General features: G+C 65.5%; 15 protein-coding genes. 3 read left to right on the forward strand and 12 right to left on the reverse strand.

Annotated features, from left to right (window positions below; translation table 11 throughout):
* Positions 1-6 precede the first annotated feature (6 nt).
* Together ACQR03_RS24540 and ACQR03_RS24545 are read left to right on the forward strand one after the other, a co-directional pair.
* A complete protein-coding gene (locus tag ACQR03_RS24540; RefSeq protein WP_434841988.1) occupies positions 7-1,602 on the forward strand; it encodes an isochorismatase family protein in 1,596 nt (531 codons plus the stop codon).
* A gap of 3 nt (positions 1,603-1,605) precedes the next feature.
* Complete coding sequence (locus ACQR03_RS24545) at positions 1,606-2,232, forward strand: FMN-dependent NADH-azoreductase (protein WP_315752539.1); 627 nt, start codon at positions 1,606-1,608, stop codon at positions 2,230-2,232.
* A 105-nt stretch (positions 2,233-2,337) separates the two neighbouring features.
* Here the strand turns inward: ACQR03_RS24545 and ACQR03_RS24550 are convergent, their stop codons facing one another.
* From ACQR03_RS24550 to ACQR03_RS24580, 7 genes are read right to left on the reverse strand one after another with little or no spacing between them, the layout of a single operon-like run.
* Positions 2,338-3,336 carry an FAD:protein FMN transferase gene (locus ACQR03_RS24550; protein ID WP_316184408.1) on the reverse strand — a complete coding sequence of 333 codons (999 nt, stop codon included), beginning with the start codon at positions 3,334-3,336 and terminating at the stop codon, positions 2,338-2,340.
* Positions 3,333-3,890, reverse strand: coding sequence for a nitrous oxide reductase accessory protein NosL (locus ACQR03_RS24555; RefSeq protein ID WP_315717454.1), 558 nt, complete (start codon positions 3,888-3,890; stop codon positions 3,333-3,335). Before ACQR03_RS24555 ends, ACQR03_RS24550 begins: the two co-directional genes overlap by 4 nt.
* A complete protein-coding gene (locus ACQR03_RS24560; protein WP_316170908.1) occupies positions 3,887-4,717 on the reverse strand; it encodes an ABC transporter permease in 831 nt (276 codons plus the stop codon). The genes ACQR03_RS24555 and ACQR03_RS24560 overlap by 4 nt, the downstream gene beginning before the upstream one ends.
* Positions 4,714-5,634, reverse strand: a complete 921-nt coding sequence (locus ACQR03_RS24565) for an ABC transporter ATP-binding protein (protein WP_315827796.1) — start codon at positions 5,632-5,634, stop codon at positions 4,714-4,716. Before ACQR03_RS24565 ends, ACQR03_RS24560 begins: the two co-directional genes overlap by 4 nt.
* Complete coding sequence (locus tag ACQR03_RS24570; protein WP_434841987.1) at positions 5,631-7,022, reverse strand: nitrous oxide reductase family maturation protein NosD; 1,392 nt, start codon at positions 7,020-7,022, stop codon at positions 5,631-5,633. Before ACQR03_RS24570 ends, ACQR03_RS24565 begins: the two co-directional genes overlap by 4 nt.
* Positions 7,023-7,025: 3 nt before the next feature.
* Positions 7,026-8,951 (reverse strand): TAT-dependent nitrous-oxide reductase, encoded by a 1,926-nt coding sequence (gene nosZ, locus ACQR03_RS24575; RefSeq protein ID WP_315717460.1) that lies wholly within the window; start codon positions 8,949-8,951, stop codon positions 7,026-7,028.
* A gap of 10 nt (positions 8,952-8,961) precedes the next feature.
* Complete coding sequence (locus ACQR03_RS24580) at positions 8,962-11,262, reverse strand: 4Fe-4S binding protein (RefSeq protein ID WP_434841986.1); 2,301 nt, start codon at positions 11,260-11,262, stop codon at positions 8,962-8,964.
* 209 nt (positions 11,263-11,471) lie between these two features.
* Between ACQR03_RS24580 and ACQR03_RS24585 the strand changes: the two genes are divergently transcribed.
* Entirely contained in the window at positions 11,472-12,341 is an 870-nt protein-coding gene (locus ACQR03_RS24585; RefSeq protein WP_315717461.1) for a ferritin family protein, read from the forward strand.
* 79 nt (positions 12,342-12,420) lie between these two features.
* Here the strand turns inward: ACQR03_RS24585 and ACQR03_RS24590 are convergent, their stop codons facing one another.
* From ACQR03_RS24590 to gspD, 5 genes are all read right to left on the reverse strand, one after another.
* Positions 12,421-13,539, reverse strand: a complete 1,119-nt coding sequence (locus ACQR03_RS24590) for a hypothetical protein (protein ID WP_434841985.1) — start codon at positions 13,537-13,539, stop codon at positions 12,421-12,423.
* Complete coding sequence (locus ACQR03_RS24595) at positions 13,502-13,843, reverse strand: hypothetical protein (protein ID WP_315827896.1); 342 nt, start codon at positions 13,841-13,843, stop codon at positions 13,502-13,504. The genes ACQR03_RS24590 and ACQR03_RS24595 overlap by 38 nt, the downstream gene beginning before the upstream one ends.
* Positions 13,770-15,647, reverse strand: coding sequence for an alkaline phosphatase family protein (locus ACQR03_RS24600; RefSeq protein WP_315827800.1), 1,878 nt, complete (start codon positions 15,645-15,647; stop codon positions 13,770-13,772). Before ACQR03_RS24600 ends, ACQR03_RS24595 begins: the two co-directional genes overlap by 74 nt.
* Positions 15,648-15,893: 246 nt before the next feature.
* A complete protein-coding gene (locus ACQR03_RS24605) occupies positions 15,894-16,442 on the reverse strand; it encodes a tetratricopeptide repeat protein (protein WP_315827801.1) in 549 nt (182 codons plus the stop codon).
* Positions 16,414-18,717 (reverse strand): type II secretion system secretin GspD, encoded by a 2,304-nt coding sequence (gspD, locus tag ACQR03_RS24610; protein ID WP_434841984.1) that lies wholly within the window; start codon positions 18,715-18,717, stop codon positions 16,414-16,416. The genes ACQR03_RS24605 and gspD overlap by 29 nt, the downstream gene beginning before the upstream one ends.
* Positions 18,718-18,926 lie beyond the last annotated feature (209 nt).

Below are 18,926 nucleotides of genomic sequence, written 5' to 3' on the forward strand. Positions count from 1 at the left end.
GCCCCCATGACCCACGTGACGTTGCGCACTGAGTTCGAAACTCTGATCGATCCGTATGCGCCGGTGGCGCAGGTCGCGACCGGCTTCGAGTTCACCGAGGGGCCGATCTGGCATCCCGTCGAGCAGTTCCTGCTGTTCTCCGACATGCCGGCTGATGTCCGCCGCCGCTGGGACGCGAAGCGCGGCGTGGTGGAGATGCGGCGGCCGTCGAACAAGTGCAACGGCATGACCTATGATGCCGAGCTCAATCTGATCGTCTGCGAACACGCGACGTCGTCGCTGGTGCGCGAGCGTCCCGACGGCCGCCGCGAGATCCTGGCATCGCATTTCGAGAACCAGGAGCTGAACAGCCCCAACGACGTGTGCGTCCACTCCAGCGGGGCGATCTACTTCTCCGACCCGTGGTATGGCCGCATGCCGGTCTATGGCGTGGAGCGGCCGCGCCAGCTCGGCTTCCAGGGCGTGTACCGGGTGCCGCCGGGCGGCGGTCCGCCGCGGCTGCTGGTTGACCGCCATCTGTTCGACCAGCCCAACGGGCTGTGCTTTTCCCCGGACGAGAAGCTGCTTTACGTCAACGATACGGTGCAGGCGGTGATCCGCGTGTTCGACGTCGGCGGCGATGGTGCGCTGGCGAACGGGCGCGTCTTTGCCAGCGGCATCCGCTCCGAGCTCGAGCCAGGCGTGCCCGACGGCATGAAATGCGACCAGCGCGGCAATGTCTGGGTCACCGCACCCGGCGGCGTCTGGGTCTATGCGCCTACGGGCGAACTGCTCGGCAAGGTGCGCGTGCCGGAGCTCGTCGCCAATCTCGCCTGGGGCGGTCCCGAGTTTCGCACGCTCTATCTCACCGCGACCCATTCGGTCTATGCGATCGCGACCAAGGTCGGTCCGCGCCACGAGCCGTATATGAGCGCGCGAAGTCGAGGGGCGTCAACGGCAGGTCTGGCGATGTCCAGCGCGACGTCCGCGCCATCGGCGCCGCAGCTGGCATCTGGCGACATGCAGCTCGATCCGCGCCGCTGCGCGATGATCATCCAGGATCTGCAGAATGACGTCATCATGGACGGTGGCGCCTTCGCGGATTCCGGCGCGCCCGGTCATGCCAAGCAGCAGCGCGTGGTCGACAATGTCCGGCGGCTCGCCGAGGTCGCGCGTGCGCGCGGCGTCGTCATCATTCATGTCTGGTTCGTGGTCGAGCCGGGCGCGCCCGGCGTGACCTTGAACGCACCGCTGTTCGAGGGGCTGGTCGACAGCAAGGCGATGGTGCGCGGCAGCTGGGGCGCGGCGCCTGTCGCCGGCCTGGAGCCGCGCAGCGGCGACTTCGTGGTCGAGAAGATGCGCATGAGCGCGTGGGAAGGCACGCGGCTCGAGACGATTCTCAAGGCCACCGGGCGCGATGTCCTCATCAATACCGGCGCCTGGACGAACATGTCGGTGGAGCACACCGCGCGCACCGGGGCCGACAAGGGCTATTTCATCGTGGTGCCGGAGGATTGCTGCTCGACCATGAACGCGGACTGGCACAATGCGTCGATCAACTTCGCCATGCAGAATGTTGCTGTCGTGATCACGGCCGACGCGGTGATCAGGGCGCTGGGGTGAGGCATGCCAAAGCTGCTGCATCTCGTCGCCTCGCCGCGGGCAGATTCGGAATCCAGCGCCGGCGCGCGCGCCTTCCTGGACCGCTTCAGGCAGGCGCGGCCGGGTTGGGACGTCGACGAGATGAATCTGTGGCGCGAGAGTCTGCCCGAGTTCGACGGCGAGATCCTGCAGGCGAAATATGCCCGCATGGGCGGCCGCGCCTTCACCGACGGCCAGCGCCGGGCGTTCGCTGTGGCCGAGCGCATGGCGGTGCGGCTCGATCTGGCCGAGCGCGTCGTGATCTCGACGCCGATGTGGAATTTCGGCATTCCCTACAAACTCAAGCACTGGCTCGACATCATCAATCAGCCGGGCCTCACCTTTCGCTTCGATCCGTCGCGTGGCTACCTGCCGCTTCTGAAGGATCGTCCGACGCTGGTGATCCTCGCCAGCGGCGGCGACTTCACCACCGGCATCAGCCGGGGGCGTACCGACCTCGCGACGCCCTATTTGCGCGAGGCGCTGCGCTTCATGGGCCTTCGCGACCTGCACTTCGTGGCGATCGGGCCGACCAGCGGGCCGGCGGCGCACACCGGCGTGGCGCGTGAGCGGGCGCACAGGCGGCTCGTCGAGATGGCCGCGCGATTTTGACGAGGCAGCCGCGCGGCGCGCATCAGGTCCTAGCAGCAAGCGGTGCGGCCTTCGACCGGCGACCGTCGTCCTCTAGCCGCGCTCTCGACTGATTCGGCCGCGAATTCAAGCGACAAGCTCGACTGTCGCTCCGGTCGCGTCGATCAGGTGAACACGTTCGACCTCGGTGCGGGGCAGCAGGGCACGAATCTCAGGCTCCGACATCAGGCTGAAGGCGGTCGAGAGCGCGTCTGCCGCCGTTGCATTGCCGGCGACCGTGGTCACGCTGCGATAGCGCTGCGCACAGCCGCCGTCGTGCGGATCGAACAGATGATTGAAGCGGCCTCGCGGATCGAAGCGGAAGCCATAGGCGCCCGATGTCGATACGGCGCGATCGATGATCGGAAGCAGTGCAGCGGTCCGGTCGGGAATGTCCGGATCGGCGATTGCGATCTCCCAGGGCCGTGCATCTGGCCGTGCGCCGATGGCGCGGGCTTCGCCCATGTCGACCAGGCTGTGCTGCACGCCCTCGCTGCGCAGGAGCTCGACGATCCGGTCCGTGACATAGCCCTGCGCGATGCCATTGAGGGTGAGCGCCATGCCGCGCGGCATGACGATGCGATCGCGGCTGACGCTCAGCCGCTGATGGCCGACCCGCGCCAGCGCCTCTTGCACGGCCGCTTGCGGCGGCCCGTCGGGATTGGCATGCGGGCGCGAAAAATGATCGGCATAGAGCGTCCACAGCGGTTGCACCGTCGGGTCGAAGCGGCCGTCGGTCATCGCGGCGTAGCGCTGCGAGCGTGTGAGGATGTCGACCAGCTCGGGCGCGGGGTCCACCAGCACGCCGGTGCGGTTCAGCGTCACCAGCGCCGATTGCTCCAGATACAGGCTGAACAGGCGCTCGAGCCGCCGGGCTTCGCCGATCGACACCGTGATCAGCCGTTCGGCTTCCTGCCGGTCGCGGTGATGAAGCTTGATCGTGGCGACGGCGCCGAGCAGCGTGCCGCGCCATTCGACCGACCCGCTTGTGCTGTCGGCCGCCTGCGCCCAGGAAGGAGCAACCGCGAGGCCCGCTAATGCGGCGCTGATGCGGATGAAGCGCCGGCGCGAGAGGTGAAGTGTCATCGCTGGACTCCCGTGGTTTGCTTCGAACCCGGCTCGGCCAGACCGGCGTTGTCGTCGGCCGAGCTCAGCACGTAGTCGCGGGGCACCTCGGTGAAGCCGACGATGCGGCCGCCGTGCTCGGCAGCGAACCGCTCGGCCGCGGTCCGATCCGAGAACGGCACCGCCTCGTCGCTGCCCATGCCGCTCCTGACCCGGCTGCCGATCACGAACACCGCCTTGCGCGCCTCGACCCAATTGTCGGCGCCCGGATTGTCCCAGCTCGCGGCTTTGCCCATGTCGGAGACGTAGATCGCCTGGATGTCCTTGGGCTCGTCGGGCAGCATCGTGAAGGCGATGGCGTCACGCGCGGAGGAGAACCACACCGGTTCGATCAGGCTGGCGGCGAAGATCTGTCCCTTGGGGCCAGAATGCTCGAGCAGATTCATGCCGCAATAATGCCCGATCGCCTCCGCCGTCAGCTTGATCGGCGGCGGCGGCGCGGCCGCCTGCCTGTCGTTGCAGGCGGCAAGCGCAAAGGCGGCGATGAGCAAGCCGGCGAAAGCGAGGCGTTTCATAGCTCCCTCCGGGAGAAGGCCAGCGCGGCGCCGGCGAGCGGCACCAACGTCCAAAGCACCAGCGCTGTGAGCAACACCTGCACCGACAGCGTGCTGCTGCCGGCGAGCCCGGCCATGCCGGAGAACAGGCTGACATTGGCGAAGCCGGTCAGGTTGAACAGCCGGTAGGCGTCGGTCGGGTTGAGCAGCAGCAGCGCGCTGAGCACGCCGCTGGAAACGTTGCGGCCCTGATCGATCACGAGAAGGCCGAGCAGCGCCATGTCGTAGATCAGGACGAGCACGAGCCACAGACCGATGCTGACCCCCGCTGCGGTGCCGCGGTCGCGCACCACTGCGCTGACGAGATAGCCGATCGCGACGAACACCGCGCCAAGCAGAACGGAGGAGCCGATCATCGCGGCGAAGGCCGCGAGCCCGTCACTGTCGAAGTGACTGCCGGCGATCAGCAGCGCTACGGCAGCGGCGCCATAGCCGAGGCAGGTCGCGAAGGCGAGCACCGCGAGATGACCGAGGAACTTGCCGAGCAGCACCTGCCAGCGCGCCACGGGATAGCTGAGCAGCAGCAGCATGGTGCCGCGCTCCATGTCTCCGACGATGGCGTCGTGCGAGATCAGAAGCGCGATCAGCGGGATCAGGAAGATCGTCAGGCTCGACAGGCTGACGATGACGACGTCGAGCGCGCGCGCGCCCACGGTGCCGGTCGGTGCGCTGCCGAGAAAGGTCAGCGACAGCGCGAGCCCTGCCAGCAGCAGGGTCGACGCCAGCACCCAGCGGTTGCGGATCGCCTGCTGGATTTCCTTCGCGGCGATGGTGATCACGGCATTCATTGCGAACGCTCCGCGTGGCGCAGGAAATGCGCGTAGAGCTCGTCGAGACTGGGTGGAATGAGCTCGAGATCCTGCACGGCGGTGCCGTCGGCCGTCGCACGGCGCAGCAGAGCGATCTTCTCGTCCGGCGCTGCGTCGATCTCGACGATGTGGCCATTGACCCGACGATAGGAGGTCGCCTCCGGCAGCCAGGAGGGCCGGCCGGATGGCGGCAGCTCAGCGACCTTGACCCGGATCCGGGTCGGCAGTCGCGCGAGGCGGCGCAACTCGTCGAGCGTGCCGTCGGCGACCTTGAGTCCCTTGTTCATGATGATGACACGGCCGGCCCGCTCCTCCAGCTCGGTCAGCGCATGCGATGACAGCAGCACCGTCGTGCCCTCGGCGGCGAGCTTCTGGATCACCTCGTAGAACGTCTGGCGCAGCTCGGGATCGAGACCGGTGGTCGGCTCGTCCAGCAGCAGCACGCGTGGCCGGCCGATCAGCGCCTGTGCCAAGCCGAGGCGCTGGCGCATGCCCTTCGAGTAGGTATTGACGCGGCGTCCGGCAGCGTCGCCCAGCCCGACGACATCGAGCAGCGCCAGCGCGCCCTTCACAGGCTCGCGCTTGAGGCGGGCGTAGAAGCTCTGCGTCTCGCGGCCGGTGAGCGCGGCATCGAAGGCGACGTTCTCCGGCAGATAGCCGAGCCGACGCCGCGAGGAGAACTCGCCCGCGGCCGGGTTTTCGCCGAGCAGCGCGATCGCGCCCTTGGTCGGTCGGATCAGGCCGAGCATCATCTTCATCAGCGTGGTCTTGCCGGCGCCGTTGTGGCCGATCAGGGCCACCATCTCCCCGGCCGCGAGATCGAACGACACGCCCTTGACGGCTTCGACCTTGCCGTAGTGCTTGATCACGTCGGCGATATGGACGGTCGCGCTCATCGGGCGCTGCTCCTAGCGGCAGTGCGGCGCGCCGGCGGTGGCGACATCAGCGGATGGCTGTCGACCACGCCGCCGGGCAGGATCGCCGGGAACTGCGCCTGCGCCCAGCGGATCACCTGCACGGCCGGGCTGTTGATCAGGACCTTGGCGGCCGGCGCGGTCCACAATACGCGGTCGATCAGATCATTCGGCCGATAGGCGGTGTCGGCAATGCCGTCGCCGTTGAGGTCGAAGCCCGGGTTGTCGCTCCAATAATTGCCGCGGCCGTCTTTCGACCAGTCGAGATGGCGGGTGCCGACATACTTGATCTGGCTAGCATTGTTGACGAAGGCATTGCCCCTGATGTCGTTGCCCTCGGAGCCGGCGGTAAAGTGAACGCCGATCTCGCACCCTTCGAACCAGTTGTCGGTGATATGGTTGTTGTTGGTGTTGTAGATGAACACGCATTTCTCGGGACCGGGACGGGCGCCGGCGGTCGGCGTGGCCGTGCTCGCATCGGCCTGCGGCACGCCTTCGTCGGTGCCGCGGTTCTCCGCGGTGGCCCAGCGCTCCGCCGGCTGCAACCCGCCGATCACGCTGTTGCCGGCGATCTGCGAGCCGTTGGCCGCGTTGAACAGCAAGCCGCGGTCGCGGTCGTGATCCGAGACGTTATCCCTCACGACGAGCGCCTTGGAGAACATCATCGCATAGCCGATGATGTTGCGGGTCGAGACGTTTCCGGAGATTTCGCTGTCGTTGGTGTACATGAAGTGGACCGCGAAGCGCAGGTCGCTGAAGCGATTGCCGCTGAAGACGTTGTTGCGGCTGGTGATGGCGAACACGCCATCGCGGCCGTACCGGAATTGGTTGTCGATCACCTTGGCGCCCGGCGCGTTCCAGACCGAGACGCCGTTGCCGGTGACGCCGCCGCGCGTCGCGCGCAGGCCGATGATGCTGTTGTGACGGACCATGGCGTTGGCTGATCCGTGCAGATAGACGCCGAACAGATTGCCCTCGATGCGGTTGTTCTCGATCACTGCGTCGTGCGCGGCCTGCTCGACGAAGATGCCGGAATCCATCTTCTCCAGCGCGCGGCCGGATCCGTCGATGGCGAGGCCGCGAATGACGGTGCCCGGCGCCGCCACGGTGATGACGCTGCCCTCGCCACCACCGCTGATCACGGCGCCCGGAGCCCCAGCCAGCGTCAAGCGGTGGCTGATCCGTAGCGGTCCGCGATAGGTGCCGGTGGCGAGCGCGATCTCGTCGCCGTCGGCGGCGCGGTCGAGCAGGGCCTGCAGGTCGGTGGTGTCAGTTCCGACCTGCAGAGTCGCCGCCTGGGCGCGGAAGGGCAGGCCGGCGACGACGAGCGCCGCCAGCCCCAGAGTCTTGATATGGCGCATGCGCCGCATCGCTCACGCGTTCCGCGGCGAGACCAGCATGCGTCCGCGCATTTCCATGTGCATGGCGTGGCAGAACCATGTGCAGAAATACCAGTACACGCCGGGCTTGTCGGCGATGAACGTCACCGACGAGGTCTGCTGCGGATCGATCTCCATGTTGACGCCGTAGTTGACGATGCAGAAGCCGTGCACCAGATCCTCGACGTCGTCGATGTTGGTGACATAGACCGTCACCTCGTCGCCCTGCTTGACCTCGAACTTTTCGAGCGCGTAGGCGGGCGCGCTGGACCACATGTAGACGCGCACCTTGTTGCCATCGCGGATCACCTTGGCGTCGCTCTCCAGCGTGACGCCGTCGGCTGCGGCCTGCTTGCGGGCGTCGGCGAAGAACGGGTCGTCGCGTTTCCAGATCGAGGTCACGCGGCCCTCGAGCTTGGAGCGGTGCACGATCACGGCGTCATGCGGCTCAGCGAAGCTCGGGCCGTCATGCACCAGCTCCATCTTGTCGCCGGAGATGTCGATCAGCTGGTCGTTCTCCGGCTTGAGCGGGCCGACATTCAGGAAGCGATCCTTGGAGAACTTGTTCAGCGACAGCAGCCATTTGCCGTCGGCTTCCTTGGTCTCGCCCATCGAGGCGTGGTTGTGGCCCGGCTGATAGTGGACGTCGAGCTTCTGGATGATGGGGTTGACCTTCTCGCCCTTGAAGGCGCGCTTGGCGAGATCGAGGCTCCATTTGCAGACCTGGCTGTCAAGGAACAGCGTAGTGTAGGCGTTGCCCCGGCCGTCGAAGGCGGTGTGCAGCGGCCCGAGGCCGAGCTCCGGCTCGGCCACGACGACGTCGCGCGGCTTGATCTTGTCGTCGAACAGGTTGTCGATCAGGCGGACGTCGATCACCGTGACCGTCGGCGCCAGCTTGCCATTGGCGACGACGTGGATGCCATCGGGGGCCGTGTTGAGGCCATGCGGACTGTTGGAGACCGGCACGTAGCGCGTGTAAGGCGATCCTTTGCGGCCGTCGATCACGGGAACGCCGTTCATCTCCTTGAAGTCGCCCTTCTTGACGGCCTCCTCGATGCGCTTGATGTTGAAGATCGTGACCCAGTCCTGTTCGCTTGCCGTCATCTCGGCCAAGGTGACGCCCTTCTCCGAGTTGTAGCAGGTCGAGAACGCATATTTGCCCTGGTAGTCGCAGTCGGTGTTGTCGAGATTGCCGTCGACGATCACCTGCCAGGCGACCTTCATGGTGTCGCCGTCGACGGCCGAGAACATCGACCAGTATTTCGACTTGTCGTCGAGCACCTTGCCGTCGTTCGGCAGCGGCACCTCATATTCGCCGTTGCAGAAAACGTAACCGGTGCGCGGGAACTTCTGCGGACGCATGCCGTGGATGGTGTACTGGTTCGGCAGCTCGATGATCTTGTCGCATTTCATCACGTCGGTGCGAATGCGGGCGAGGCGGGTGTTGGCCTTGTCGTTGATGAAGATGTAGCGGCCGTCATATGTGCCGTTGGTGAACGACATGTGCGGATGGTGGCAGTCGCCGTTCATCCAGATGCCGAGCCGGTCCTTGAGCCGTTCGCGCGTCTCGGGCAGCAGCCCCTCGGTCATGATCTTGCGGCTCTCGTTGGTTTGGCCCCAGCCGGTGGCGCTGCACCGGTTGAAGACCGGAATGCGCATGAGCTCGCGCATCGAGGGCATGCCCACGATCCGCAACTCGCCGGTCTGGCCGCTGGAGAAGAAGACATAGTACTCGTCGAGCTGGCCGGGCGCGACCTCCGCCTTGCCGGCGCCTTGCGCCGGTCGCGACTGTGCGGCGGCCGGCGTGGTCTCGACGCTCTTGCCGAGGCCGATGCTGCCGGCCACGCCGGCCGCGCCGAGCGCGGCGGTGCCGACGATTTGTCGGCGGCTGAGTTTCGTCTGGTCGTCGTCGTGCGCCATCGTCGTCTCCTTATGATGGATGAGTGAGATCGTTGGATTGAGCCGGCGCCGTCGTCGGCCGACCGGCATGGGTGATCACGGTCTTCGGACCGGATTTGGCGGCGCGCATCGACGGCGATGACATCGCCTCGAACTTCTCGCGCTTGAGCCGGACCTGGATCATGTGCGGACAGCGCTGATCGTCGTAGTAGAGCTCCTGGCAATGCATGCAGTAGATGCATTCATTGACATTGATGTGTCCTTCGGGATGGATCGACTGCACCGGACATTCCTTGGCACAGCGCTGGCAGGGCGAGCCGCACTCCTTCCAGCGACGCAGCCATTCGAAGGTGCGGATGCGTCCGGGAATCGCCAGCGCGGCGCCCAGCGGGCAGAGATAGCGGCAGAAGAAGCGTTCGATGAACAGGCCGATGCCGAGCAGCGCCGCGGCATACAGCACGAACGGCCAGCTGCGCGAGAATTTCAGGATGATCGCGGTCTTGAACGGCTCGACCTCCGCGACCTGCTCGGCGAGCGCGACCGAATAGAGCGACAGGCCGAACAGGCCGAGGAAGATGATGTATTTGATCGGCCACAGCCGCTCATGCAGCCCCCAGGGCACCGTGATCTGCGGCACCTTGAGCCATTTTGCCACTGTGTTGGTCAGCTCCTGCAGCGCGCCGAACGGACAGAGCCAGCCGCAGAACGGCCCGCGGCCCCAGAACAGCAGTCCAGCCGCCGTTGCCGCCCACAGGATGAAGATCAAGGGCGCCGCGAGGAAGAACTCCCAATGGAAGCCGGTCAGCAGCGCGTTGACGAAGGTGACGACGTTGACGACCGAAAGCTGGGCGTTGGCGTACCAGCCGAGCCAGACCAGCACGAACAGCAGATAGGCGCGGCGCACCCAGGTGTAGAGCCGGGGACGGCGCACCAGAACGTTCTGGAAGAAGAAGATCCCTGTGAGCGCGGCCAGCGCCAGCGCGGTGATGCCGATGGAGATCGTCTGCGAGCGCCAGATGCGCATCCATAACGGCTCCTCGGTGTCGTCGGCGACCGGTTGCGCCGTGGTCGGGGCGGGACGCGCGGACGTCGCCTTCGCTGCCGACACAGCGGGGCGCGTCTGCTGCTTCAAGTAGGCGTCGGGCACCGTGTAGTCGACATCGAATGTCAGGAACGCCTTGTCGTGGCTGCCTGTGCTTCGTTGCACCAGGAGCTGGAGCTGCCATGGCTCGGTCGGGTCGAGCGTGAATTCGGGCGGCGTGATGAACAGTCCGATCTCGCGCAGGGCAGGGGCGCCGGCGGCGGTCAGCGCACCGAGTCGCATGTGGTTCTTGTCGCGGAACCGTGTGCTTCCGCCCTCCTGCAGCACCTCGATACGGTCGAAGATGCCGCCTCGGACATAAGCGGAGCCCTTGAACGAGTAGACGCCGTCGCCGGCGACGACGATCGCCTGCTGTCCGGGCTGCAATCGCTGCTTGAGTCGCTGATAGCCCTCGTCGCCGAGCAGGCTGCGGCCGATCGTGGGCACGCTGGCCATGGCCACATAGAGATCGATGAAGGTGTCGCCGGCATCGCCGGGCTCCGGATTTTGCGCGGCCGCCTCATTGCCCGACTTGGCGAAAGCGTCGTTGACGTCGCCGATGCTGAGATGCAGGCGCCGCACCGAGCCGTCGCCGAGCAGGCTGCTCCAGTCGCGGATCTCGCTCTTGTCGGGATCGACCGTCTTGGTCTCGCTCGGCTGCGCTGTGGCGGCGCTCGCCGCTGAGCCGGCGCCGATGCGGCCGCTGCGGATCAGGCGCGTGGCGGCGCGCACGATGCTGTCGTGCATCACCAGCACGGTGACCGTGGCACCTGAGACGATGTCGGCCTGCGGCGCATGTTCCGCGCCTTGCGCAATCGGCATCATGTCCTTGCCGAGCAGGCCGTTGAGTGCGGCAACGATGCGTGGCTGGGGAATGCCGATCAGCACGATCGGCTCTTTGTGATCGACCAGCTTCAGCCCGGTGATGACGCCCTTGGGATCGATGCCGACGAGGATGTGGATCGGCTTGCCCGAATAGCCGACGGAATTGGCGAAATCGGAGTTGAGATAGACGTAACCCTTGAGCTGATCGCCGCGATACACCGGCATGATCGGCGGCTCGCCTTGCGGCACGCCGAAACGATCCGCATCCGGGAACAGCTCACCCGGCGTGATCTTCGAGAGGTAGGTTGCGAGATCGCCGGCCGCATGTGCTGCGCGCGGGGCCGCGATCGCGCAGAGCCCGATGAGGATTGCTACCAGGATAGCAGGCATGCGCCACCGATGGGTGGCGACATCACTCGCAACCATGATCACCTCAAGCGGAACGGACGGCCCGCGAAGGGGCCGTATTCCAGTCAGGACTGTTTCGGGGAAGGAAGGATCGTCGCCATTGACAATCCCTGAGCAAATAGAGCCAGGCTAAATTGACTCCTTATCGTGCCGGTTGTCTAGTGGGTCGCAATCCGACGGACGTTGCGCTGGATCAAACAAGCCAGGACAATCAGGCGGACCATCATATGTTGTTGACACGCACGCTCTCGCTCAAGTCGGAACCGGCCGGGAACCTGCATTCGATCGACGAGCTGTTCGCGCTCGCCAATGCGATGGAGCAGGAGGCGGCCGATCGCTACGACGAGCTGTCCGGAGAGATGCAGCGTCAAGGCCGGCTCGATCTGGCCGCTGTCTTCGCGAGGCTGGCCGCGGCCGAGCGCGAGCATGTCGACAGTGTCGCGCAATGGTCGCAAGCGCGAACGGGGCGTGCCCCCGATGCGTCGCTGGTGCGCTGGCAACCACCGGAGACCTTTGAGCCCGGCGTGGCACGCGAAATCCAGGACTCGCGGCTGATGACGCCGTACCGCGCGCTGTCGATGGCGGTGCGCAACGAGGAGCGGGCCTTTGCGTTCTGGTCCTATCTTGCGGCATTTGCCGATGATCCCGAGGTCAAGAGGGCGTCCGAGGCGATGGCGCGAGAGGAACTCGGTCATGTCGCGACGCTGCGCAAGGAGCGGCGCCGTGCCTATCATCTTGAGACCGACGCCAGGCGCGCGGCGTCGGTGGCGTCGGACGCCGGCACGATCGACGCCGGCCGGCTGGAGCGTCGACTCGCCGAGTTGCTCGACGCGATGGCTGTGCGCGCCGCTGGCCGCCCGGCGGATCGCGTGCGCGAGCTTGCGCAGGAAGCCGCGGCAATGGCATCGGAGGTTGCGGACCTGTTGCGCCTGCCGGCTGGGCTCGCGCAAGCCGATGCGGCCGTGCTGGCGGAGGCGCTCGCGGACGCGTATCTGGAGCATGCGGAGCGAGCGACCGAACCGGACCGGCTCGATCTGATGCAGCGGCTGGCGTCGCAGGCGATCGCCCGGCTGGCCTGGCTGCGGTCGCTCGGTTGAGTCCGACTCCAGAACTCCGCGAAAGAGGCGAAAGACAAGGGTCGCCCAGCCAAGCTGGATGACCCGATCATCATGAGGCTCAGTTGCGGGTCGGCGCCGGCACGGCGGTGCGGTTCGCTGGCACCGTGACGGGCTGGAAGGAGAACACGTCGCGACTGCGCGGATCGACGGTCACCTTGAGCCAGCGCACGTCGTTGTTGCCGTTGCCCTGATTGTCGCCGAACGTTTCGACGCGAACGAAGTTCTCAAGCCGCTGGCCGGCACTGTTGAGGAAGGGCTGGTCGATCCGGAAGTAATGGGAATCGCCGTGGACGTAGGCGACCGGCTTGCGGAACGCCTCGACTTCGGTGCGTAAGGCGGTCAGAAAGCTGACGAAGCCATCGGGCTGCCCGTCGGTTTCGGCGAGCGTCCTGGGATCGCGCAGCGGCGCGCGCGTCGGATCGGCCTGGTCCCAGCCCGGGTTGCCCTGGGTGATGAACATCACGGCGGCGGAGTTGCGCCTCTTGGCTTCCGCGAAGGTCTGTTGCATCCACAGAATCACGGCCGCGTTGCGCGCGTTGTATTCGTCCGGATCGGGATTTGTGTCGCAGAGATTGTTGCAGGATCCCTGGATGTTGAGGGTCGCGTAGGTGACCCGGCCAACGGTCCAGCGGCGATTCTCGACGCAGCCGACCCTGGTGCCGTTGGCGCTCAGACACAGCGGATCGGTCTGCACCTCCTGGCGCAGCTTGCGCTGGCCGAGCGAAAACGGCGTCGAGAAGAACACCTTGCGCTCGTAATCGAGCCGGTCGCGCGAGTTGAAGCCGCCATTCGAGGGGCGATCGCAATCGACCCAGTCATTGTCGCCCGGGGTGAACATCGCGGGCGCCTCGAGGCTGTTGAAGAAAGCGAGCGCCTGGGCGTAGAGGCCGGCGTCGCAGGCGGAATTGGAGCCCTGCTTCAGGTCGCCATCGTGCGCCGTAAATTTCAGTCGATGGGCGTTCATGTCGGCGATCAGGTTGGGGACGCCGACGGTGGCCTGCAGCGTGGAGTAGGGCAGGTCGCCCCACAGGCCGATGGCGTAGCTGTCGTCATCGTCGTCGAAGCCATGGTCGTGCGCAAGGCTCGGCGCGGCAGCGGAAAACGCCAGCAAAGACACCGTGACGGACAATGCGAGCAATTCATGAAAGGCAGATTTGAAAGATGATCGAAGTGACATTCTGCAAGATCCCCCAAGACCTCGGTTGCACCGCGCCGCTTCGTTCAAGCGGCGGCGGGACGATGCGGAGGCTCGATAACGGGGGCGTGACGATCGGCTGACAATCCGCTGACGGCGTCACGATGTTGCAATTCGGTGCACCATCAATGTCGTCGCCGCGCACAATGCGCAGATGGCCCGCCGCAACGTGTGCGGCGGGCTGTTCTTGACAGCGGCAGACTCCCGGTCGATCAGCGGTCGTCGCCGTATCCGTGCTCACCGTGGTCGTGATGATGCCAGCCGCCGTCGTGATCGTGATCGCCATCGTTATCGCCGAAGGCGAACAGATTCATCAGGTCGCCGATCGCAGGACGGTTCTTCGGCACATAGCGGTTGTCGTCCCGGTCATGGATCGGATTGGGGAGTCGGTCGCGGCTGACGGCGGAGATCGTGGGCAGCCGCCAGTTGCGCTCGATGAATTTCAGCAGCGAGACGTGATCGTAATAGGTGTGGTCGACATGACCCTTCTTGGCCAGCGGCGAGACCAGGATGAAGGGAATGCGGGTGCCGTCGCCGAGGAAGTCCACCGGCTGGACATAGCCGGAGTCATAGTAGCCACCGCCCTCGTCCGTCGTGATGAAGATCGCGGTCTTGGCCCAGAGCTGCGGGTTGGCCTTGACGCGATTGATCAGGGCCTCGAGGAATTTTTCGTAGAGGTCGGTGGTCGAATCGGCGGGATGCCCGGCGAGCGCCTCGAACGGACGCACGAATGACACTGCGGGCAGCGTGTTGTTCTGCACGTCCTTCACGAAGGCGCCGTAGTTCTGCAGCTTGGCTTCCTCGGCGGGGTTCTTCATGATGTTGTTGAAGCCGGTGAGCGGGTCGCAGATGCCGCAATAGGAGTGGAACAGCAGCGGCACGCCGTCGACGCTCTTGGCGAAGGTGGTGGCATCGTCACCGCGGTCGGCGCTGTAGTATTTCCAGGACACGCCTTTTGCGGTCATCACGTCGGCGATGGTCGGCGCGCTCTGCGGCGGCAGCACGAATTTGTCCGAGCCGAGGGCATTCGGCTTGGCGCTGGTCTGGTTCCAGAACATGCTGTAGTTGTTGACGAGATAATAGTGGTTCGGCGCGCAGTTGTTGCTATAGACGCCGTTCTTGAAAAGCTGCTCGTTGACGGCGGCGACGCCGGGCGCGCTGGGGTCCGAGCAATTGACGTAGGAGCCGCCGCTGTAACCGTCCTGCTTGTAGTAGTTGTTGGTGCCGGGAACCGGATCCGGATTCTCGATCTGGTTGGCGTAGGGCACGGCGGGGGCGCCGTTCAGCGTCTCGGGATTGGTGAAGAACGCGGCGTGGCCGGTCACGAGCGCCTGGAAGTTGGCTCCGGTGCCGCCCATGATCGCCTGATGATAGTTGTCGCTGATCGCATACTCGTCGGCGAGCTGCTTGAAGAACGCTGCGTCACCGGGCTGGGCCTTGCCGGCGGCGTCGGTGAACGGGTTCATATTGTAGAAGCCCATCGAGATGGCGCCTTCCATCGGGTTGAACCCGCCGGCCGGATAGGGCTGACCGTTCGAGCCGGTGCCGATGGTCTGCTCGACCCACACGAATTTGTCGTGCTTGCCGCCGTCGATGTCCTGCCACATCTGGAAGAAGCGGTGCACTGGATCTCCGGTGTAGGCCGCATAGGAGACGTATTTCGAAATCTGGTACGGGCCGTTGGGAAGATTGGCCGGGAAGCGGGTGTCGAGGACGTTCTGCGGCAGGCCGATCCCGTAGGTGGTGTAGGGCTGCGGCAGTGTCGCATAGGCGCCGGTGGACGCGGTCTCGGCAGTGTAGCGAACCTCGTCGCGGCCGATCCGCTGCTCCGCCTTCTTGAAATGCCGGCCCGGCGTGCCGTCTTCGTTGACGATGCCCTTGCTGAGCAGATTGTCGATCGTCTGACCCGCCTTCGGCTTGTAGGTGCCGAACAGATTGTCGAAGGTGTGGTTCTCGCCGACGATGATGATGACGTGCTCGATCGGCGTACTCGTCGCCGGTTCGGCGAAGGCCGGCGCGACGCTGGTCGCGGTGAAGACGGCGGTGGTCGCAAGGGCGAGCGCCTTGGACCGTGTGACTGTTCTGGTCATGAGATCTCCGGACGGAGGAGGGTGGTGGCGCGCGCATGCTGATGGCCGCTTGCCTGCGACGATCTATCGCGGCAACAAATTGCAACGTGGTGTCGGTCTTGCTTCGGTTTTGTGAAATGCGCCGAGCAGCGCGGATACTGGACACGCACGTCACAGCACCAGCTTGGCAGCGCGTGTGCCGCCAGGAGCTTGACTCCATTGCTGTCGGGAGCCAGCGCTCGCCGGGCTATGGACCGGTGATACTGGTCAGAGCTGGCCGGGCACCCAGCTCAGCGCGAGGGCTTGGCCTTGCGCGATCTGGCTGGCCGACATTTTGGATGCGACGGCGTTGCGAAGCCGCAGGAAGTAGCTGCGCTGGGTCGACTTGGCATGTCCGGCAGCAAGGTTCAGCCATTTGTAGGCGAGCACGACGTCCTGTGGAACGCCATGACCCTTGTCGTACATCAGGCCGAGCATCGCTTGGCCGAACGGATTGCCGGCTGCGGCGGCCTGACAATAGAGATCGCTCGCGACCTCGTAGGCCTGCGGGGTTCCAAAGCCGTTTTCATACATGAAGCCGAGCATCGCCTGAGCGCGTGGATCGCCGCGCAGGGCAGGCGGGGTCAGCATGCGCACGGCGCGGACGAAGTCGCCGCGCGCATAGGCGATGCGTGCGGTGCTGACCGAATCGGCGCGAACGGGCGAGGCGAGTGCTCCGAGCAGCAGGATGGCTGCGGTGCAGGCGATGGTGAGGCGCCCCATCGTCGGCCGGATCACTTGGCTGGGGTCAACGGGTGGTGCGGACACGCAAATCATCCGTGATGCTCGCTCCGACTGATCCGCGGAGCTTGGAACGGAGTTCTTCTGCCACCTGATGCGCATCGCTGCCGTCGCGGATGATCTGCGGCCGGATGAAGATGATGAGCTCGGTGCGCGTACCCTTCTTGCCCTGATGCGAGAACGCGTCGCCAAGAACCGGAATCTCGTCGAAGGCCGGAATGCCGTTGCGATTGCCGGTCTGCTGCTCGCTGATCAGGCCCGCCAGCAGCACGGTCTGGCCGTTGGCGACCGAGATGGCGCTCTTGACCTTGCGCTGCGACACCGTCGGCGTGAGACTCGCGGCGGTCTGGGCCGCGACGTTGCTGATCTCCTGCTCGACCTCGAGCCGCACATTGCCGTTGGCGGCGATGCGCGGCACGACGCGCAGGATGATGCCGGTGTTGCGATAGTCGATGGTGTTGACGACAGTATTGCTCGACGACAGTACGGTCGCGCTGCCGGTCGATACCGGCACGACGTCGCCGACCTGCAGGGTGGCGGTCTGGTTGTTGATCACGACCAGCGAGGGATTGGAGAGCACCTTGACGCTGGTGACGGTATGGAGTGCGTCGAGGATCATGTTGGGCGAGGCGTCGTGTCCGATCAGGAAGTTGAAGCCGGGCAGAGCGCGGTTGATCAAGGCCGTCGTCGCCGCGGATGTCGTCGCTGTGGCGACCGACGTGGCTTGCGTATTGGTGATCGATCCTTTGTCGGTCCCGAGGCCGAGCACCTTGCTCGAAAGATAGGCCTGCACGCCGTAGGACAGCTCGTTGGTGAGCGTCACTTCGGCAATCGTGGCGTCGATCCCGACCTGCAGCACCGGCTGGTCGAGCTGCTGCAGCGTGCTGGAGATGATGCGGTAGTTCTCGCGGTCGGCATAGATGAGCAGCGAGTTGTTCACCGTGTCCGGGGTGATCCGGACATTCGGCATGATGGCCTGGCCTCCGCCAGCACCACTGCTGCGTGGCTCCAGCCCGGTCGAGGACGGCGTACTGCTGGAGGACGACGTGCTCGAAGATGACATGCTCGGGAGACCACCGCCCTGGGACCTGCTCGTCGGATTGGCGCTCGAACTCGATGAGCCGGCTGCATTGGTGTTGAAGGACAGCCGGTCCGCGACGGACGTCGTGGTGCCGTCGGACCCCGGCGCGGTCTGGCCGTCGGCGCCGTCGGTGGAGGACGAGCCGGCGCCGCCGAACATGTCGGTGAGCACCTTGGCGAGCTGGCGCGCGTCGCCGTAGCGGACCCGGTAGACGTGGACGCTGGTGCGCCCGGAGTCGGCCTGATCGAGCCGGCGGATCCAGGTTGCCGCGCTCTGCAGCAGCGCTGGCTTGCGCGTCACGACCATGATCGCGTTCAGGCGATTGACGACCTGCAGCTTGACGAGATTCTGGCTCAATCCGTTCTCACCGGAGTCCATGATCTTCTCCAGCTCCGCCATCAAAGGCTCTGGCGCCGAATTGCTGACCGGGAAGATGCCGACGGACTGGCCGCGCATCCAGTCGACGTCGAAGCTCATCACCGTTTCGATCGCGGAGCGTCGCTCGGCTCCTGTGCCCTGGATCAGAAGCAAGTTCCGGGTAGTGTCGGCGCGCACGCTGCCGGCGCGAGTCGCGAAGCTGTCCATAAGCTTGAGGATCGTCTGCGCACCGACATATTGCAGCGGCACGACGGAGACGCCGTAGCCGGGCTCGGCGCGGCCGGCCTCGCCGTCGACGCGTCCGGCGCCGATGGCGTCGCCGAGCGGGGTCAGCTTGTAGCCGCCGCCTTCGCGGACCAGCACCACGCCGGACAGGCGCAGCGCGCTCTCCAGCACAAACAGGATGTCGGATTTCGGCACCGGCCGCGCCGACACCAGGCTGACGCTGCCCTGCACGCGGGGATCGATCGAGTAGCCCGCGCCGAGGATGTCGCCGATCACGACCTTCGCGACCACTGCGATCGGCGTGTTCTCGAAATTGAGGTCATAGCCCTTGCCATCGGCCGCCGGAAGCGGCCTGACCTCGGCGACCTCCTGAACCGTGGTCCCCTGATATGTCCGCGCGCTCGCGCGCTCGACCTCGGGGCGTCCCTGGATCGATGCGACCGGTCCACTGTCGCGCGGCAGGATATCGAGCGAGCGCACCTTGTCGATGACGTCGACATCGGCCGGCGCGCTGGCCTGGGAATTAAGCGTTGCCATGTTGCAGGAGGCGAGCAGCACCGCAATCGCCAGCAGCGAGGCAGGTCTGACAACCGCAGCGGACTGGCTTCGATTGCCGATACGAAACATGGACTTACCGATCTACTCGTGTTGACCGGCCGAAACGCAGCAGCGCCTCGTTTAGACCGCGCAGCCTGCATAGCGGTCCAATATGACACTTATGTATAATTGGCGGCTGCCGCCCGACCTTTGCGCCGCATGTGTGTCGGAAATGTCGGCGCCTCCGGCATTCGTACAGCCGTCATGTTCGCGATCAATAACGAGGGTCACCAGTAGCG

Source organism: Bradyrhizobium sp. HKCCYLS3070, assembly GCF_051167575.1.
Taxonomy (GTDB): Bacteria; Pseudomonadota; Alphaproteobacteria; order Rhizobiales; family Xanthobacteraceae; genus Bradyrhizobium.

Bases quoted from the DNA above. Each gene is read 5' to 3' on its own strand.
- ACQR03_RS24540 (WP_434841988.1), top strand. From the start codon at position 7: ATGACCCACGTGACGTTGCGCACTGAGTTCGAAACTCTGATCGATCCG.
- ACQR03_RS24545 (WP_315752539.1), top strand. From the start codon at position 1,606: ATGCCAAAGCTGCTGCATCTCGTCGCCTCGCCGCGGGCAGATTCGGAA.
- ACQR03_RS24550 (WP_316184408.1), bottom strand. From the start codon at position 3,336: ATGACACTTCACCTCTCGCGCCGGCGCTTCATCCGCATCAGCGCCGCA.
- ACQR03_RS24555 (WP_315717454.1), bottom strand. From the start codon at position 3,890: ATGAAACGCCTCGCTTTCGCCGGCTTGCTCATCGCCGCCTTTGCGCTT.
- ACQR03_RS24560 (WP_316170908.1), bottom strand. From the start codon at position 4,717: ATGAATGCCGTGATCACCATCGCCGCGAAGGAAATCCAGCAGGCGATC.
- ACQR03_RS24565 (WP_315827796.1), bottom strand. From the start codon at position 5,634: ATGAGCGCGACCGTCCATATCGCCGACGTGATCAAGCACTACGGCAAG.
- ACQR03_RS24570 (WP_434841987.1), bottom strand. From the start codon at position 7,022: ATGCGGCGCATGCGCCATATCAAGACTCTGGGGCTGGCGGCGCTCGTC.
- nosZ (WP_315717460.1), bottom strand. From the start codon at position 8,951: ATGGCGCACGACGACGACCAGACGAAACTCAGCCGCCGACAAATCGTC.
- ACQR03_RS24580 (WP_434841986.1), bottom strand. From the start codon at position 11,262: ATGGTTGCGAGTGATGTCGCCACCCATCGGTGGCGCATGCCTGCTATC.
- ACQR03_RS24585 (WP_315717461.1), top strand. From the start codon at position 11,472: ATGTTGTTGACACGCACGCTCTCGCTCAAGTCGGAACCGGCCGGGAAC.
- ACQR03_RS24590 (WP_434841985.1), bottom strand. From the start codon at position 13,539: ATGTCACTTCGATCATCTTTCAAATCTGCCTTTCATGAATTGCTCGCA.
- ACQR03_RS24595 (WP_315827896.1), bottom strand. From the start codon at position 13,843: ATGGCGATCACGATCACGACGGCGGCTGGCATCATCACGACCACGGTG.
- ACQR03_RS24600 (WP_315827800.1), bottom strand. From the start codon at position 15,647: ATGACCAGAACAGTCACACGGTCCAAGGCGCTCGCCCTTGCGACCACC.
- ACQR03_RS24605 (WP_315827801.1), bottom strand. From the start codon at position 16,442: ATGATTTGCGTGTCCGCACCACCCGTTGACCCCAGCCAAGTGATCCGG.
- gspD (WP_434841984.1), bottom strand. From the start codon at position 18,717: ATGTTTCGTATCGGCAATCGAAGCCAGTCCGCTGCGGTTGTCAGACCT.